This window comes from Pseudomonas mosselii (assembly GCF_005796105.1).
GTDB classification, from domain to species: domain Bacteria; phylum Pseudomonadota; class Gammaproteobacteria; order Pseudomonadales; family Pseudomonadaceae; genus Aquipseudomonas; species Aquipseudomonas mosselii_C.
In genome coordinates, this window is record NZ_VAUO01000003.1 from 227,241 (window position 1) to 245,325 (window position 18,085).

Sequence of the window (18,085 nt, forward strand, 5' to 3'; positions counted from 1 at the left end):
GTCTCCGGTTAGTGGGCGACGGCAGCGGCGCCGTGTTCGTCGATCAATGCGCCGTTGTAGAAACGGTCCATGGAGAACGGTGCGGCCAATGGGTGCATTTCGCCCTTGGCCAGGCTCGCAGCGAACACGTTGCCCGAACCTGGGGTCGCCTTGAAGCCGCCGGTGCCCCAGCCACAGTTGAAGAACAGGTTCTTGACCGGGGTCTTGGTGATGATCGGGCAGGCGTCGGGCGAGGTATCGACGATGCCACCCCATTGACGGTTCATGCGCACGCGCGAGAGGTTGGGGAACATCTCGACGATCGCTTGCAGGGTGTGCTCGATCACCGGGTACGAACCGCGCTGGCCGTAGCCGACCCAACCGTCGATACCCGCACCGATGACCAGGTCGCCTTTGTCGGACTGGCTGATGTAGCCGTGCACCGCGTTGGACATGATCACGCTGTCGATGATCGGCTTGATCGGCTCGGACACCAGCGCTTGCAGCGGGTGGGATTCGAGCGGCAGGCGGAAGCCTGCGAGCTTGGCCATGTGCCCGGAGTTACCGGCAGTGACCACACCGACGCGCTTGGCACCGATGAAGCCCTTGTTGGTCTCGACACCGATGACCGCGCCGTTTTCCTTGCGGAAACCGGTCACCTCGGTCTGCTGGATCAGGTCCACGCCCAAGGCATCGGCGGCACGCGCGAAGCCCCAGGCCACGGCGTCGTGACGCGCCACGCCGCCACGCCGTTGCACGGTCGCACCGAGGATCGGATAGCGGGTGTTCTTCGAGCAGTCCAGGTACGGAATCTCGGCGGCGACTTGCGCCGTGTTGAGCAGTTCGCCGTCCACGCCATTGAGGCGGTTGGCGCTGACACGGCGCTCGGAGTCACGCATGTCTTGCAGGGTGTGGCACAGGTTGTAGACACCGCGCTGGGAGAACATCACGTTGTAGTTCAGGTCCTGCGACAGGCCTTCCCACAATTTCATGGCGTGTTCGTACAGGTGCGCCGACTCGTCCCACAGGTAGTTGGAACGCACGATGGTGGTGTTACGGGCGGTGTTGCCGCCGCCCAGGTAACCCTTCTCGATCACCGCGACGTTGGTGATGCCGTGTTCCTTGGCCAGGTAGTAGGCGGTGGCCAGGCCATGCCCGCCACCGCCGACGATGACCACGTCATAGACCTTCTTAGGGGTCGGCGTGCGCCACATGCGCTGCCAGTTTTCGTGGTGGCTGAGGGAGTGTTTGAAGAGGCCGAAGCCCGAATAGCGTTGCATGGTGTGTTACTCCACTCAGCGGTAGACCGGGAAGTCGGCGCACAGCGCGGCGACGTTCTTGGCGACATCGGCCTCGACGTCGGCATCGCCCAAGTTGTCCAGCACATCGCAGATCCAGCCGGCCAGCGCGACGCACTGAGCGACCTTGAAACCGCGAGTGGTGACCGCCGGGGTGCCGATACGCAGGCCCGAGGTGACGAACGGCGACTGTGGGTCGTTCGGCACGGCGTTCTTGTTGACGGTGATGTGGGCGCGGCCGAGGGCGGCATCCGCGTCCTTGCCGGTCAGGCCCTGACGGATCAGGCTGACCAGGAACAGGTGGTTGTCGGTACCGCCCGAGACCACGTCATAGCCACGCTCGATGAACACCTGGGCCATGGCCTGGGCGTTTTCGATGACCTGCTGCTGGTAGGCCTTGAAGCCAGGCTCCAGCGCTTCCTTGAAGCACACCGCCTTGGCGGCGATCACGTGCATCAGCGGGCCGCCCTGGGCGCCAGGGAAGACGGCGGCGTTGAGCTTTTTCTCGATCTCTTCGTTGGCCTTGGCCAGGATCAGGCCACCACGCGGACCGCGCAGGGTCTTGTGGGTGGTGGTGGTGACCACGTCGGCGAAGGGGATCGGGTTCGGGTACAGGCCTGCGGCGACCAGGCCGGCAACGTGGGCCATGTCGACGAACAGCAGCGCACCGACTTTGTCGGCGATGGCGCGGAAACGTGGGAAATCAAGGGTTTTCGAGTAGGCCGAGAAGCCTGCGACGATCATCTTGGGCTTGTGCTCGACGGCCAAGCGCTCGACTTCATCGTAGTCGATCAAGCCGGTATTGGTATCGATACCGTACTGAACAGCGTTATACAGCTTGCCCGAGCTGGATACCTTGGCGCCGTGAGTCAGGTGGCCGCCGTGTGCCAGGCTCATGCCCAGGATGGTATCACCGGCCTGCAGCAGGGCCAGGTACACGGCGCTGTTGGCCGAGGAGCCGGAATGCGGCTGGACGTTGGCGTAGTCGGCGCCGAACAACTGCTTGGCGCGCTCAATGGCCAACGCCTCGACTTTGTCGACGTGCTCACAGCCACCGTAGTAGCGCTTGCCCGGATAGCCTTCGGCGTACTTGTTGGTCAGGCCGCTGCCCTGGGCCTGCATCACGCGCTTGCTGGTGTAGTTCTCCGAGGCGATCAGCTCGATGTGATCTTCCTGGCGCTGTTCTTCGGCATTCATCGCCGCCAGCAGTGCATCGTCATAACCCTGGATCTGGTCTTGCTTGCTGAACATCGTGTTTCTCCCGGCAGCGATCAGTTCTTGTTTGGAGAGGGATTAGTCACCCTTTGCGGCGATGTTATGACTGGGCCGGGGGGCACAGATGCCTGCGCGCGCCTTGCAATGGCGCGTTTACGACATTGACCGATTGGCAGTGATGGTCCTTTCGCGGTGGTCCGGTATTCCGGCCCGCTCCCATAGTCTTCGAGAGCGCTACAACCCCTGTGGGATCGGGCTTGCCCGCGCAAGGGCCAGTCCAGGCTAACAAGGCACCCCGGTTGTATAGGCAACCTGCGAATCAATGGTTTAGAGTGCTTTCCTGCGTCGTAAAAAGGACAGGCGTCATGACCGACAACAACCAACAATTCGCCAGCGACAACTACTCCGGCATCTGCCCTGAAGCCTGGAGCGCGATGGAAAAGGCCAACCAGGGCCATGAACGCGCCTACGGCGACGACCAATGGACCGAACGCGCCGCCGAGTATTTTCGTAAATTGTTCGAAACCGACTGCGAGGTGTTCTTCGCCTTCAACGGCACCGCTGCCAACTCTCTGGCCCTGGCCTCGCTGTGCCAGAGCTACCATAGCGTGATCTGTTCGGAGACTGCCCACGTCGAGACTGACGAGTGCGGCGCGCCGGAGTTCTTCTCCAATGGCTCCAAGCTACTCACCGCTGCCAGCGTCAGCGGCAAGCTCACCCCGCAGTCGATCCGCGAAGTGGCGCTCAAGCGCCAGGACATCCACTACCCCAAGCCACGCGTGGTGACCATCACCCAGGCCACCGAAGTTGGCACCGTGTACAGCCCCGAGGAGCTCAAGGCGATTAGCGCTACCTGCAAGGAGCTGGGCCTGAACCTGCACATGGACGGCGCGCGCTTCACCAACGCCTGTGCATTCCTCGGCTGCTCGCCGGCAGAGCTGACCTGGAAAGCCGGCGTCGATGTACTGTGCTTTGGCGGCACCAAGAACGGCATGGCGGTAGGCGAGGCGATCCTGTTCTTCAACCGCCAACTGGCCGAAGACTTCGACTACCGCTGCAAGCAGGCCGGGCAACTGGCCTCGAAGATGCGCTTCCTGTCTGCGCCCTGGGTGGGCCTGCTGGAAGACGGCGCCTGGCTGCGCCACGGCGCACATGCCAACCACTGCGCGCAGTTGCTGGCATCGCTGGTGAGTGACCTGCCGGGCATCGAGCTGATGTTCCCGGTGCAAGCCAACGGGGTGTTCCTGCACATGCCGGAGCCGGCCATCGAGGCCCTGCGCGCCAAGGGCTGGCGCTTCTACACCTTCATTGGCAGCGGCGGCGCGCGGTTCATGTGTTCGTGGGACACCGAAGAGGCGCGCGTGCGTCAGCTGGCGGCGGATATCCGCAGCATCGTCGGCGCCTGACGCCTAATCCTGCGCCCTTGCCGGGGCGCAGGACTTTTACTGCTCGCCGATGGTACGGCTGATGGCATCGACCGTGGCGTCGATCTGCGCTTGTGTGCGCTCAAGCGTCTGCTGATGCTCGCGCTGTAGCTCGATCTGCTTGGAGCACAGGTTCAGGGCAGCCAACACCAGGAGCTTGTCGCCAATCAGAGTCGGGTAATTGCGCTTGGTTTCGGCCAGGGCGGCATTGAGCATGCGCACGGCTTGGGACAGCGTCTCTTCCTGCCCCTCGGGCGCCTTGAGCGAATAGTCGTTGCCCAGGATCGACACGACATTGATCGGCTGCGCGTGCAGTCTCATGCGCCGACAACGCCAGCGCTGGCGCGGTCGACCAGCGCCTGGATGCGCGCGGCGGTCGCGCCGTGCTTCTCTTCCTGCTCCATCAGCGACAGTTGCAGGGTTTCGTTCTCTTCCTTGGCTTGGGCCAGTTCTTGGGCCAGTTGCGCGTTTTTGTGCATCAGGTCAGTGACCAGTTGCTCGAGTTGATTCAGGGAAGTTTCCAGCATGGGGGCAATCTCGGGTTGTTGCAGAGGGCGCACACGATAAGGAAAAACCTGCGCCACCGCCATTAAATATCGGATTCATAAGGTTTTTGCCTGGTCAGGTTGACCTGAGATTGGCCGGCTTGTTCCGGCTATGGGCAACCACTGGTCAGGAAACACCGCCGCCCCCGCCGCGCTGGTGCGCCCACAAGCAAACGCGGGCAAGCGCACCCCCTTCGAGATCGCTTGATCCCTGTGGGGGCGGGCTTGCCCGCGAAGTTTCGAATTCGAGGCGGATCAGTATTCGATCCGTACGTCCCCTTTTGGCACGCTACAGCACGACAGGATATAGCCCTCGGCTTCATCCTCCTCGGTAATCCCGCCGTTGTGCTCCATGGTCACCTCACCACCCAGCTTGAGCACCTTGCAGGTGCCGCAGATGCCCATGCCGCAGGCCTTGGGAATCATCAACCCGACCTTGGCCGCAGCAGCATGCACGGTTTCGCCAGGGGCGATGCGGATGCTCTTGTCGCTGTCGACGAACTCCACCAGGTTCAGGTCGCTGGCGTCGAGCTGTGGCGCATCGGCGGCAGCTTCGGCATGCTCCACCGCGTCGGCCTTGGCCTCGGGCGGCGTCGCGCCGAACGACTCCTCGTGGTAGTTCTTCATGTCGAAGCCAACCGCTTCGAGCATGCGCTTGACCGCGTTCATGTACGGCGTCGGGCCACAGCAGAAGATCACCCGCTCCATGTAGTCCGGGGCGATCAGTTCCATCAACCGCTGGTTCAGGTAACCCCGGTAGCCTGCCCAAGGCTCACCCAGGCCATGCTTCTCGCAAATGATGTGCAGGCTGAAGTTGGGGATGCGCGAGGCCATCTGTTCCAACTCACGGTGGAAGATGATGTCTTTCGGCGACCGGGCACTGTGTACGAAGACCATATCAACATTGGCGTTGGTGTCGTAGAACCAACGCGCCATCGACATGACCGGGGTGATGCCGACACCACCGGACAGGTACAGCATTTTCTGCGCCGGGAAATCGATGGCGTTGAACAAGCCCACCGGCCCGTGCACCGGCAGCTCGGTGCCTTCGTGCATGGTGTCGTGGAGGAAGTTGGAGACCAGCCCGCCGGGTACGCGCTTGACCGTGATCGAGAAACTGTAGGGCACCGACGGCGAGCTTGAGATGGTATAGGAACGCATCACCGGCTTGCCTTCGATCTCCAGCTCCAGGGTGACGAACTGCCCGGGCTTGAAGAAGAACATGATCGGCTGGTCCGCCATGAAGCAGAAGGTCCGCACGTCCCAGGTCTCCTGGATGACCTTGACGCAGCGCACGATGTGGCGGCCATTGGCCCAGGTCTGGGTGGTGACCGGATTGAGGAAGGTATCGGACATGTTCATCTCCAGCAGCCGACGATCGGCCTTTCTTATGGCTGCGATGATGCGCACTCCAGCGGCGCCGTACATTCCCATCCGCGACATCGGCGTACTTATCGCGACCAGCCCCACACCATAGGGGTTGGCGAGTCGGGATTCGATTCGGCCATGTCGCCCATGGATATGGTTCCTGGCGGCTTCGAACGCACACTCCTCGGCAAAACAACATGCTGTTTATCCACAAGCAGCCTTGCGGCACCACAACAACGATTAGCCACCTTTTTCCGGCCCCACACGGCCCCGAGGAATACACGATGGACGTCACCGCAACCCTGAGCCTGGGCGATCCACTGGAACCTGCACGCAAGGCCACCGCCGAGATGTTGCAGACCCGCGAGCGCACCTTCTCGCTGCCGCAACCGTTCTACACCGACGAGCGTCTGTTCCAGATCGACATGCAGGAGATCTTCCACAAGGAGTGGCTGATCGCCGGCATGACCTGCGAGATCCCGGCCAAGGGTAACTACATCACCCTGCAGATCGGCAAGAACCCGATCATCGTGGTGCGCGGCACCGAAGGCAAAGTGCATGCCTTCCACAACGTCTGTCGTCACCGTGGTTCGCGCCTGTGCGTGAGCGACAAGGGCAAGGTGGCCAAGCTGGTGTGCCCGTACCACCAGTGGACCTACGAGCTCGACGGCCGCCTACTGTTCGCCGGCACCGAGATGGGCGCCGACTTCGACATGAACCAGTACGGCTTGAAGCCTGTGAACGTGAAGGTGGCCGGCGGCTACATCTTCATCAGCCTGGCCGAGAACCCACCGGCAATCGACGAGTTCCTGGCAACGCTGGACCACTACATGGAACCGTACGACATGGAGAACACCAAGGTGGCGGTGCAAACCACCTTGATGGAGAAGGCCAACTGGAAGCTGGTGCTGGAAAACAACCGCGAGTGCTACCACTGCAACGGCTCGCACCCTGAGCTGCTGCAAACCCTGCTGGAGTGGGACGACACCAACGACCCGCGCGCCAGCCAGGAATTCAAGGACCACGTGGCCGCCTCGGCCGCCGCCTGGGATGCCGAGAAGATTCCTTACCTGCACAAGAGCCACGGCCTGCGTAACCGCATCGTGCGCATGCCGCTGCTCAAGGGCACCGTGTCGATGACCATGGACGGCAAGCAGGCCTGCCAGAAACTGATGGGCCGTATCAAGAATCCAGACCTGGGCTCGATGCGCATCCTGCACCTGCCGCACTCGTGGAACCATTGCATGGGCGATCACATGATCGTGTTCACCGTCTGGCCGATCAGCGCCCAGGAAACCATGGTCACCACCAAATGGCTGGTGCACAAGGACGCGGTCGAAGGCGTTGACTACAACCCCGAGAACATGCGCAAAGTGTGGGACGCAACCAACGACCAGGACCGCCGCCTGGCCGAAGAGAACCAGCGCGGGATCAACTCCACCGCTTATCAGCCAGGGCCTTACTCGAAGACCTATGAATTTGGCGTGGTGAACTTCATCGACTGGTACAGCCAGCGGGTGCTGGAGAACCTGGGGGCGGAGCCAGCGCCTTATTTGAAGGAAGTGAAGGCGCAGTAACTTGCATCACCTCCTGGCACGCCCCGGTCTCGTGTCAGGAGGTTCTAAGTGGAGCGAACTTCATTCATCTCGACACGTATATCGGTATTGGCACCGGGCGACGCTGGTGGGGCGCTTGGTTGATATGCCCAGTTGCGCCATGCCTGCACAGCTGAATGATAAGTCGATGCCAAGCGCCCCCCAAGATTACGCGCACGCTCCCACGCGTAGGATGCTCCATCCATGACAAGCCTTGCGCCAGTAACTTCATAGAAAGTCTCCCAAGCAACCCTGCCAGCAGAAACCCCGGGGCGCCCCAAGCGTTGCCATACATCCGCAGCAGCATCAAAATTCGCCATGCTGCCCCCGAATATATTCCCCAAGGCATTGCTAAGGCCCAGCCGGCTTCCATTGCTACCAAGCATATTGCCAACCCAGCCCTGTTCGACGCCACGCAGCGCAGTCCCGCTCACCCCCATTGCCCCGGTGTAGAAGTAAGCGATATTGCCGAGGCGAACTCTCAAGTTCGGCTGAGCAAGCGTCGGGTTGGGATTGTTCTGGTCAAGTCGGTGGACCACACTCCGCGCCGTTCGGGTGACAGCTCCAGCAGCGGTGGCTGAACTGGACAGCATGCTCACGGCGCTGATGAGGCGATTGAGGAACCTACCTGTGGGATCGACGTTGTTCACCGGGTCTCCCCCGCAATAGGCATAGGCGTTGACGCCTCCTCTGCCAAAAGGGCTGGCACTGTCCGAACTCACAAAGCGCATCAGTGTAGGGTTGTAGAGGCGATGACCATTTCCAAGGTGGTAACAACCTGTCAGGTCATCTCGGCGCTCACCGCAGAACGCACTCATCGGCCCGCCGTCGAGACGCGACAAGCCATAGGGTAGGTAGGCCCTGGGCGTGCCAGTGCCGAATCTGATGACTGACCGTTGGATGTCAGTAGCCAATAGGACAGAGGTCATGCGCATGCTCCTGGATCGCTACCGAGCAAGCTAACGCTCAAGGGCACCCGCGAAAACTAGCAAAAATGACAGGTAACGCTACCAACAGGTTATCCACAGGCTTGTACACAGCGCTCAGTTGCTCGTCGCAGGTAACCGCGCCTTCGATCATCAAGCAGCTACTGGTTAAATTTTGTACAAAACCACCAAAGCCACGTAAATAAAGGCTCGCAGCGCTTAGCGAACATCTTGTCCACAGAGCCGCCAACAAAATTTGTGTGGAACGGACAAGCACCCGAAAACGTGCTGTGGAAAAGTGCTTTAACCTCAGGAAATCAGCCGCTTGCAGGGTGATTCGGAAGGATTGATCAAAAAACGATCTGATTCTTGCAGCCCTTTGAATCCGGGCCTTTCAGCGAAGGGCGAACATGTTATCCACAAAGCGGCCAACAGTGATTGTGGGCAAAGTGAGTGACAGAGTTCTGCCATTGTCCACAAAACACTTGATCAATAATTGATCAAATCAATACAGCCCTTGATTTTAAAGGGCTGTAGCGAAGCGCAAACACTTTACCCACAGCTTGGCAAACAGATTTCGGGGGCAAGTCTGGAACACAGTTCCCTGTAGGAGATCACCCAGCCCTTTGGGCTGCGCTGTCGCGCAGAGAACTGATTTCGCAAGCGCTCCGCGTACCCTGTGGGAGCGGCGGTTCGGCGCCCCGACTTGCCCGCGAAGCAGGCGACTCGGTGTATGGCACCGGCTTTGCCGGTGTTCGCGGTGGTCCGGCACTCCGGCAAGCCCGCTCCCACAGATTCCTTCTAAATCAACAAGTTATGTGTAGTTCTATGAGAGCGGCCTTGCCGGTCCGGCGCCCCGGCAAGGCCGCTCCTACAAGGGGTACGCGTGGGTTTCAGCGCAGAACGCCCTCCTCCACCAGCAGCTTGAGGATCGCCTCTGCGCCTTCCTGCGGCGACACATCCTTGAGCACCTTGCCCCCACCGCCACTGGCCTTAGCCGTGGCGGCCTTCATGCGGTCAGCGCCGCTCTTGGCCTTGATCACCTTCAACCGCTTGGGCCGTGGCCGCGCCGGTTGCAGGGCGTCTTCCGCCAGTACAGGGTCATCCACCACCGCCACATTACGCGCTGCCAACACACCGCGTCGGGCGGGGCCAAAGGCGCTCTGGCGGGGCTTGGGCGCGGCGTTATCCACAGTCGCCAGCAGCGGCAGGCGCACCTTCAACCGACGCCGCTGACCGCGCGGCAAGGCTTGCAGCACCTGGGCGGTGCCGTTCTCAATCGACTCCACCTCGGCCAGGCCCACCACCAACGGCCAGCCAAGCTTCTCGGCCAGCAAAAACGGGAGCATGCCGGACCCTTCGCCGGTTTCTGCCTGGCTGCCGGTCAGCACCAGTTGGGCACCCGCTTCACGCAGGTAGTCGCCAAGCACCCCGAGCACATCGGCGCCAGCAGGCTGCTCCAGCACATCCAAATGCTCCAGGCCCATGCCCAAATAAGCACGCAGCGCTTCTTCGCGGGGGTCGCCGGCATGTACCACCTGCAAGTTATCCCCAGCCAACTGCAAGCCCAGCTCCACGGCGCGGGCATCCTGCTCGGCACGACGCGCGCGGCCAGAGCTTGGGTGGGCACCAATCGAGACCAGGCTGATGACTTTCGTACTCATGCTCATGCCCTTATGCCGCGTCGCGCTGGCCGCCACTGCGGAAGTTGTCCACAGCCTCGATCAGCGCTTTCAGAATTGCCGAACTGTCGCCAATCACCGACAGGTCAGCCCGTTTGATCATGTCGCAGCCGGGGTCCATGTTGATCGCCACCACCTTGTCGCAAGCGCCGATGCCTTGCAGGTGCTGGATCGCACCAGAGATCCCCACCGCCACATAAACCCGCGCCGTGACCCAGGTGCCGGTTGCACCGACCTGACGATTGCGCGGCATGAAGCCGTCGTCCACTGCCACCCGCGATGCGCCTTCGGTGGCTCCCAATGCAGCGGTGGCCTTGTGGTACAGGTCCCAGTCCTTCACGCCGTTACCGCCCGAGACGATGAACTCGGCCTCGGCCATGGCAATAGCCGCCGGGTCGACCGCCACCGAGCCCAGGTCTTCGATGCGCGACAGGCTGCGTGCCACGCCTGTGGACAACTCTACCGGCAGCGCTTCGTGGCGGGTTTCACTGACCGGTTCCGCGCATTCGGCGGCGGCCAGGATCAAGCGTGGCAACGCGCGCTGGACATCCTGCTGGCCAGCCCCGGCGCGGCCAATGCACTGCCCGTCCTTGACCTGCCATACCCGCGTTGCCGGGCGCTCGCCCAGCGCTGCGGCGAAACGTCGGCCCAGCTCACCGCCACCGGTGCGGCTGTCGGGCAGCAGCCAGTGGCGTGGGGCGAACTGGTTATCCACAGCGCGCAGGCCCTGCACCAGTTGCTCCGGTGCATAACCTTCGAAGGCCTCGCCCTCGATGACCAGCACCCGGTCGACACCGGCTGTGGAAAAGTTGTTTTCCTTATGCTCGCCAAACACGATGGCGAGCACCGCACCGTCGCTGCCGGCCAGGCTGTGCGCCAGCCCCAGCAAGTCGCGGTCGTGGCTGCCAAGACGGCCACCGACCATATCTGGCACCACGGCGATGTAGAACGCAGGCTCCAACACTTGATGCAGCGGCAACTGCACTTCGGCGGCGGCAGTGCGGCGCCCGCCCACCCCAGTGCCCTGCTGGGCGCCGCTGCGGTCGATGCGCTTGAGCCCGGCCGGGCCAATGAAGCCGGCAGCAATCGCGTGAGGGTTCTTGCGCAGCAGGCCATTGGGGCCCATCCAGCGGGTCTGTTGCGTCTGCATCGCGGCGTGCAGCGGATGCAGGCGGTTACGGGCGATCCACTCGGCACGTGGGTCGCGGCGGATGATGTCGCTCATCAGTGCACCTCCGCAGGTTCACGTTTGGCCGGCTGCGACTTCGCGCCAGCAGGGGCTTCTTCGATCAGCACATCGGCTACCAACTCGGCGAGGTCCTTGATCTGCGGGCGCGGCTCGACCACGCCTTCGAGCATCGCCGTGCACTGTGGACAACCCACGGCCACCAGCTCAGCTTCGGTCTCGCGGATATCGTCCATGCGCATGTCGGGAATCCGCTGCTTGCCGGGGATATCGGTAATCGGCGCACCGCCGCCGCCGCCGCAGCAACGCGAACGGAAGCCCGAGCGCTGCATCTCACGCACTTCGATACCCAAGGCCTTGAGCACGTCGCGCGGGGCTTCGTATTCGCCGTTGTAGCGGCCCAGGTAGCACGGATCATGGTAGGTGACACTGCCGCCCTTGTGCTGGCCCAGGTTGAGCTTGTTCGCCGCGATCAGCTCGGCGATGTAGGTGCTGTGGTGCTGCACCTGATAGTCGCCGCCCAGCGCGCCGTACTCGTTCTTGAGCACATGGAAGCTGTGCGGATCGCACGTGACGATGCGCGCGAAACGGTACTTGCCCAGCGTCTGGATATTGCGCTTGGCCAACTGCTGGAAGGTCGCTTCGTCGCCCAGGCGCCGGGCCACGTCGCCGCTGTCGCGCTCTTCGAGGCCGAGCACGGCGAAGTCCACCCCAGAAGCCTTGAGCACCTTGACGAAGGCGCGCAGGGTGCGCTGGTTACGCATGTCGAAAGCACCGTCGCCAACCCAGAACAGTACCTCGGTGGTTTTCACCTCCGAGAGCAGCTTGAGGTTCAGGTCAGCCGCCCAGTTCATGCGCCCGCCTGGCGCGAAGCCGCCTGGGTTATCGGTAGCGATCAGGTTGTCCAGCACCTCGGCGCCCTTGTTCGGGGTAGCGCCTTTTTCCAGGGTGAGGTGGCGGCGCATGTCGACGATGGCGTCCACGTGCTCGATCATCATCGGGCACTCTTCCACGCAGGCGCGGCAGGTGGTGCACGACCACAGGGTTTCGGCATCCACCAGGCCATTGACGATCGGCTGGTGCGGATGGCCGCCGTGCTCACCGACCGGTTTGCCCGGATAGGGGCTGCCGGCAAATTGCGCATCGGTGCCACCGGCCAGGCCAATGACCATGTCCTGGATGAGCTTTTTCGGGTTCAGCGGCTGACCGGCGGCGAACGCCGGGCACATGGCCTCGCATTTGCCGCACTGCACGCAGGCGTCGAAGCCCAGCAGTTGGTTCCAGGTGAAATCAACCGGCTTTTCCACGCCCAGCGGCGCGTTCGGGTCTTCCAGGTCAAGCGGTTTGAGGCCGGTGGAGCGCCCACCACCGAAGCGCTCGGCGCGGCGGTGCCAAGCCAGGTGCAAGGCGCCGGCGAAGGCGTGCTTCATTGGCCCGCCCCAGGTCATGCCGAAGAACAGCTCGGATACACCCCACAGCACGCCGACGCCCAGCACGGCCACCAGCACCCAGCCACCGGTGCCTTCGGGCAGGATACCCGCCACCGGCAAGGTCGCGATGAAGAAGCTCGCCGCGAACATCAGCAGGCTCTTGGGCAGGCGCATCCACGGGCCTTTGGACAGCCGTGAGGGCGGGTTCAAGCGACGTTTGAAGACGAAGATCGCACCGCTGAACATGATGACCGTGGCCACCAGCAGGGCGTAGCCGAGGATCTTGCTGTGCAGGCCAAAGCCATGCACCAGGATCGCCAGCACGGCCGATAGCACGAAGCCGCCAGCGGTGGCCACGTGGGTCTTGGACATGTACTTGTCGCGCTCGACTATGTGGTGCAGGTCCACCAGGTAGCGGCGCGGCATGGCCAGCAGGCCACCAAGCAGATTCACCGGGCTCGGCCGGCCACGCCGCCACATGCGCACCCGGCGCACGGCGCCGAGCAGCGCCAGGGCGAGGGCCGCGAACAGCAGGATGGGTAGAAGGGTGTTCAACATGGGAAGCTCCCACAACAGCGGTTGCAAGGGGGTCAGGCCCCTGGAATCCTGCACCGGCCCTGTGGGAGCGGGCTTGCCCGCGAATGCGTCAGGTCAGACAATCCTGTTGTTCGTGCTAACGCTTTCGCGGGCAAGCCCGCTCCCACAGGGGCCGGTGTGTGCCGACAGATCGATCAGAAGTCCTTGCACAGGCGCAAGGCGTCGTAGATCGCCGCATGCACGTTGCGCTGGGCCACACAGTCGCCGATGCGGTACAGCAGGTAGCCTTCACCCGGCTGGCTGAGGATCGGCTGCGGCTTGATCGCGAACAGTGCTTCCACGTCGATCTGGCCCTTGTTACGCGAACCGTCCTTGAGCGCGTAGTACAGCTGCTCGTCAGGTCGCACGCCGTTCTCCACCACCACCTGATCCACCACCCGCTCTTCCTTGGCACCGGTGTACTCGTTCTCGAGCACCGCCACCAGCTTGTCGCCCTCGCGGTAGACCTTCTCCAGCATCATGTCGCCGGTCATGACCACTTCTTTCGGGTACATGCTGCGGTAGTAGGTTGGGAATGTCGTACCGCCCATGGCCACGCCCGGCTTGATGTCGTCGGTGACGATTTCGACCTGGCTGCCCTTGTCGGCGATGAAGTCCGCCACCGACATACCGGTGAACTCGCAGATGGTGTCGTACACCAGCACGTTCTTGCCAGGTGCGACCTTGCCGTCGAGCACATCCCAGCTGCTGACCACCAGTCCCTCGGCGGCACCCCAGTGCTCGTTCTGCTCAAGGAACGAATGGCCACCCACCGCCAGTACGATGATGTCCGGGCGCAGGTCCTGGATGGTCGCCACGTCGGCGGCGGTGCCCAGGCGCAAATCGACCTTCAGGCGGGTCAGTTCCAGTTGATACCAGCGAGTAATACCGGCGATCTGGTCACGTTGCGGGGCCTTGGCGGCGATGGTGATCTGCCCGCCGATCTGGTCTTTCTTCTCGAACAGGGTCACGTCATGGCCACGTTCGGCCGCCACTCGCGCGGCTTCCATACCGGCAGGGCCGGCACCGACGATCACGACCTTGCGCTTCTGGCCGGTGGTTTTTTCGATGATGTGCGGCACACCCATGTATTCACGGGAGGTCGCGGCGTTCTGGATGCACAGCACATCCAAGCCTTGGTACTGACGGTCGATGCAGTAGTTGGCGCCGACGCACTGCTTGATCTGGTCCACCTGGCCCATCTTGATCTTGGCGATCAGATGCGGGTCGGCCATGTGCGCGCGGGTCATGCCGACCATGTCGACGTAACCGCCTTCGAGAATGCGCGTGGCCTGGTTCGGATCCTTGATGTTCTGCGCGTGCAGCACCGGGACCTTGACCACTTCCTTGATACCCGCCGCCAGGTGCAGGAACGGCTCTGGCGGGTAGCTCATGTTGGGGATGACGTTGGCCAAGGTGTTGTGGGTGTCGCAACCCGAGCCGACCACGCCGATGAAATCGAGCATGCCAGTGGCATCGTAGTAGGCCGCGATCTGTTTCATGTCCTCGTGGCTCAGGCCATCGGGGTGGAACTCGTCACCGCAGATACGCATGCCCACGCAGAAATCATCGCCCACCTCGGCGCGCACGGCCTTGAGCACTTCCAGGCCGAACTTCATGCGGCCTTCGAAGGTGCCACCCCACTCATCGGTACGTTTGTTGACCCGCGGGCTCCAGAACTGGTCGATCATGTGCTGGTGAACCGCCGACAGCTCGACGCCGTCCAGGCCACCTTCCTTGGCACGCCGCGCAGCTTGCGCGTAGTTGCCGATCACCCGCCAGATCTCTTCTACCTCGATGGTCTTGCAGGTCGCGCGGTGCACCGGCTCGCGGATGCCCGACGGCGACATCAGCGTCGGCCAGTTGAAACCGTCCCAACGCGAGCGGCGCCCCATGTGGGTAATCTGGATCATGATCTTGGCGCCATGCTTGTGCATGGCATCTGCCAGGTTCTGGAAGTGCGGAATGATACGGTCGGTGGACAGGTTCACCGAAGACCACCATTCCTGCGGGCTGTCGATGGCCACCACCGACGAGCCACCGCAGATCGCCAGGCCGATGCCGCCCTTGGCCTTCTCTTCGTAATACTTCACGTAGCGGTCGGTGGTCATGCCGCCGTCAGTGGCGTAGACCTCGGCGTGCGCGGTGCTGAGCACGCGGTTGCGGATGGTCAACTTGCCGATCTGAATCGGCTGGAACATTGCTTCGAATGCCATGACGCTATCTCCGGCTTACAACGGCTTGGTGACGAACAGGCCATCTTCGTGGCCTTCTTCCGAACCGCCGTAGACCTGTTCGGCCACGGTGCGGATCGAGCTGCCGCGGGCAGCGAGAATCTGGTCCATGGCGCCGGCGAACCAGCCGGTGAACATGTAGTCGACCTTGCGACCGCACTTGCCATACACGTACACGAACGCCGAGTGCTTGAGCTTGACGCTGCAAGTGCCCTTGTCCAGGTCGATGTCCTGGATCTCGAACAAGCCCCAGCCACGCTGGCTCAGGCGCTTCATGTAGTGTTCGAACACCGCCACGCCTTCCAGGCCATGGCACTCGGCTTCTTTCTCGCACCAGTGCCAGGCGGATTTGTAACCGGCCTTGTAGAGGATTTCAGCGTACTTCTCGGCGCCGAGCACTTCTTCGATGCCCATGTGGTTGTTGACGAAGAAGTGGCGCGGCACATACAGCATCGGCAGGGCGTCGCTGGTCCACACACCGGTTTCGCTGTCGACTTCGATTGGCAATTGGGGGGCGATTTTGGCCATGGAAACTCAACTCCAGAAAATTTTTTATTGGTGTGCCCCGGCGTTGCTGGCAGGGGCTATCAGGCTTGGAGTGCGGCTTATTCGCCCCACACATCCTTGAGGACGTTGACCCAGTTCTCACCCATGATCTTGCGTACCACACGCTCGGAATGGCCGCGTTTGAGCAGGGTTTCGGTGAGGTTGGGGAACTCGCCGACGGTGCGGATCCCCAATGGGTTGATGATCTTGCCGAAGTTGGTCAGGCGGCGGGCGTAGCCCTTGTCGTGGGTCAGGTACTCGAAGAAGTCCTGGCCGTGGCCCTGGGTGAAGTCGGTACCAATACCGATGGCGTCTTCACCGACGATGTTCATGGTGTACTCGATGGCCTCGGCGTAGTCGTCGATGGTCGAGTCGATGCCCTTGGCCAGGAACGGCGCGAACATGGTCACACCAACGAAGCCGCCATGGTCGGCGATGAACTTCAGCTCTTCATCGGACTTGTTGCGTGGGTGTTCCTTGAGCCCCGACGGCAGGCAGTGTGAGTAGCACACGGGTTTTTTCGATTCGAGGATGACTTCCTCGGAGGTTTTCGAGCCCACGTGCGAGAGGTCGCACATGATGCCAACACGGTTCATCTCGGCGACGATCTCGCGGCCGAAGCCCGACAGGCCGCCGTCACGCTCGTAACAGCCGGTGCCGACCAGGTTCTGGGTGTTGTAGCACATTTGCACGATGCCCACGCCGAGCTGCTTGAACACGTCGACATAGGCGATCTGATCTTCGAACGCATGGGCATTCTGGAAACCGAAGAGGATGCCGGTCTTGCCCAGCTCCTTGGCCTTGCGGATATCGGCGGTGGTGCGCACCGGCATCACCAGATCGCTGTTGTCGCGGATCAGCTTCTGGCTGGCGGCGATCTGGTCGACGGTCGCCTTGAACCCTTCCCACACCGATACCGTGCAGTTGGCCGCAGTCAGCCCGCCCTTGCGCATGTCCTCGAACAGCTCGCGGTTCCATTTGGCAATGATCAGACCGTCGATGACGATGCTGTCGGCGTGAAGTTCGGCTGGGCTCATCAGGCTGTCCCCTTTTTGACTTGGGCTGCGCCTGACCTTGTGCCGGCGCTTTGGGGCCAGCATATGCCTGTGCTCGCAGGCGCCCCGATGCAAAAACGACAGGGGGTTTGCCGAAAGCGTCAAGCGGTTGCGCATGGGCGGGTACAGGGCTTCCCATCCCTGCATCGCCTCCCTCTGCAATACCCCTGCGCGATTACGCACGCTTGGTCCGCAACCCGCAATCGGGACAATCCCGCCACTGGAGAAATGACCATGCTGCAATCCGAAACCAACCAGTACCTGTCCGAGATCATCCTGCCGCGTCGCCCAGCGCCACGTGCGCGCATGGGACTGCTTCAGTCCGCACCGAGCTTCTACTCTGCGTCCGACTTGATCACCCCTGGGCAGGAAAACGGTGCCGTCATTGGTGAAGCGGTGGTCGGTATGACCGATCGCCTGTCGGAAGACAATGCCATCGACGTCATGAACTGCGTGTCGCTCGCGCAACAAATCGCCGAATCCAAATTCAACAAGGAGCGCGACCTGCCCGCCTGGACAGAGGAATACAACAAAGCCCTACGGATGTTTGGCTGGACCACCGCCAACTACATTCGCCAACGCTACTCGCCGTCGGCCACCTCCTTCAGCATGGATCAGATCGCCCTGGACATCATCCGGGCGGCGGCAGGCGGTGCCTCGGAACTGACGAGCATCGCAGAAAAGGCATTGATCGGCACCGAACAGAACGCAAAGGCGCTCAACCTGCTGGAAAACAACAGTGCCTCCGAATCCTTGGCAACCTTCCAGACCCTGCCGTGCACCGAGTCATCCAGAGGTGTGCCGTCGATGATCATGATGAGTATCGACTTCAAGAAAGAGGTGAGAACCAAACGGGTGCTGTTCTTCAAGTTCAGCAAAACCGAGGTAACCATCAACCGAGCTGCCGGACGCTACGAGCTCAACGTCAGGGCCTACGCCAACATCCGCAACCGGGTGGAGGATCTGCTGGCTCAGGGCGCCAATGACTATCTGGAAGGCATCACTCTGTGAACCCTCCGCGCTGGC

At 62.1% G+C, this 18,085-nt stretch carries 15 protein-coding genes; 3 read left to right on the plus strand and 12 right to left on the minus strand.

All coding sequences use genetic code 11. From position 1 onward, the window contains the following. Positions 1-8: 8 nt before the first annotated feature. Together FEM01_RS10150 and FEM01_RS10155 are read right to left on the minus strand one after the other, a co-directional pair. The gene (locus tag FEM01_RS10150; protein WP_138219304.1) at positions 9-1,259 is read right to left on the minus strand and encodes a sarcosine oxidase subunit beta family protein; all 1,251 of its coding nucleotides are present in this window, start codon (positions 1,257-1,259) and stop codon (positions 9-11) included. Positions 1,260-1,274: 15 nt separating this feature from the next. Beyond that, positions 1,275-2,528, minus strand: coding sequence for a serine hydroxymethyltransferase (locus FEM01_RS10155; protein WP_138219305.1), 1,254 nt, complete (start codon positions 2,526-2,528; stop codon positions 1,275-1,277). Positions 2,529-2,857: 329 nt separating this feature from the next. Between FEM01_RS10155 and FEM01_RS10160 the strand changes: the two genes are divergently transcribed. Next, complete coding sequence (locus FEM01_RS10160) at positions 2,858-3,898, plus strand: threonine aldolase family protein (protein ID WP_138219306.1); 1,041 nt, start codon at positions 2,858-2,860, stop codon at positions 3,896-3,898. Positions 3,899-3,934: 36 nt separating this feature from the next. Here FEM01_RS10160 and FEM01_RS10165 read toward each other — a convergent pair whose 3' ends face one another. From FEM01_RS10165 to gbcB, 3 genes are all read right to left on the minus strand, one after another. Beyond that, entirely contained in the window at positions 3,935-4,237 is a 303-nt protein-coding gene (locus FEM01_RS10165) for a cell division protein ZapA (protein WP_138219307.1), read from the minus strand. Next, positions 4,234-4,443 (minus strand): hypothetical protein, encoded by a 210-nt coding sequence (locus FEM01_RS10170; RefSeq protein ID WP_138219308.1) that lies wholly within the window; start codon positions 4,441-4,443, stop codon positions 4,234-4,236. The genes FEM01_RS10165 and FEM01_RS10170 overlap by 4 nt, the downstream gene beginning before the upstream one ends. Positions 4,444-4,716: 273 nt before the next feature. Beyond that, positions 4,717-5,817 carry a glycine-betaine demethylase subunit GbcB gene (gene gbcB, locus FEM01_RS10175; protein ID WP_138219309.1) on the minus strand — a complete coding sequence of 367 codons (1,101 nt, stop codon included), beginning with the start codon at positions 5,815-5,817 and terminating at the stop codon, positions 4,717-4,719. Between the two features lie 296 nt (positions 5,818-6,113). Between gbcB and gbcA the strand changes: the two genes are divergently transcribed. Next, positions 6,114-7,406, plus strand: coding sequence for a glycine-betaine demethylase subunit GbcA (gbcA, locus tag FEM01_RS10180; protein ID WP_138219310.1), 1,293 nt, complete (start codon positions 6,114-6,116; stop codon positions 7,404-7,406). Between the two features lie 44 nt (positions 7,407-7,450). Here gbcA and FEM01_RS10185 read toward each other — a convergent pair whose 3' ends face one another. From FEM01_RS10185 to FEM01_RS10225, 7 genes are all read right to left on the minus strand, one after another. Beyond that, positions 7,451-8,353: an RHS repeat-associated core domain-containing protein gene (locus FEM01_RS10185; protein ID WP_240791743.1), complete on the minus strand. Its 903-nt coding sequence runs from the start codon at positions 8,351-8,353 to the stop codon at positions 7,451-7,453. 890 nt (positions 8,354-9,243) lie between these two features. Beyond that, positions 9,244-10,014, minus strand: a complete 771-nt coding sequence (locus tag FEM01_RS10195) for an electron transfer flavoprotein subunit beta (RefSeq protein ID WP_138219313.1) — start codon at positions 10,012-10,014, stop codon at positions 9,244-9,246. Between the two features lie 10 nt (positions 10,015-10,024). Next, positions 10,025-11,257 carry an electron transfer flavoprotein subunit alpha/FixB family protein gene (locus tag FEM01_RS10200; protein ID WP_138219314.1) on the minus strand — a complete coding sequence of 411 codons (1,233 nt, stop codon included), beginning with the start codon at positions 11,255-11,257 and terminating at the stop codon, positions 10,025-10,027. Beyond that, positions 11,257-13,206, minus strand: a complete 1,950-nt coding sequence (gene dgcB / locus FEM01_RS10205) for a dimethylglycine demethylation protein DgcB (RefSeq protein WP_138219315.1) — start codon at positions 13,204-13,206, stop codon at positions 11,257-11,259. Before dgcB ends, FEM01_RS10200 begins: the two co-directional genes overlap by 1 nt. Before the next feature lie 173 nt (positions 13,207-13,379). Next, positions 13,380-15,440, minus strand: coding sequence for a dimethylglycine demethylation protein DgcA (dgcA, locus tag FEM01_RS10215; protein WP_138219317.1), 2,061 nt, complete (start codon positions 15,438-15,440; stop codon positions 13,380-13,382). Positions 15,441-15,455: 15 nt separating this feature from the next. Next, a complete protein-coding gene (locus FEM01_RS10220) occupies positions 15,456-15,986 on the minus strand; it encodes a DUF5943 domain-containing protein (protein ID WP_138219318.1) in 531 nt (176 codons plus the stop codon). Between the two features lie 77 nt (positions 15,987-16,063). Continuing rightward, positions 16,064-17,041 (minus strand): dipeptidase, encoded by a 978-nt coding sequence (locus tag FEM01_RS10225; RefSeq protein WP_016497618.1) that lies wholly within the window; start codon positions 17,039-17,041, stop codon positions 16,064-16,066. Between the two features lie 252 nt (positions 17,042-17,293). On the opposite strand from FEM01_RS10225, the gene FEM01_RS10230 reads away from it, so the two are divergent. Further along, on the plus strand, positions 17,294-18,070 hold the full coding sequence (locus tag FEM01_RS10230) for a hypothetical protein (protein WP_138219319.1): 777 nt from the start codon (positions 17,294-17,296) through the stop codon (positions 18,068-18,070). The last annotated feature ends 15 nt before the right edge of the window (positions 18,071-18,085 follow it).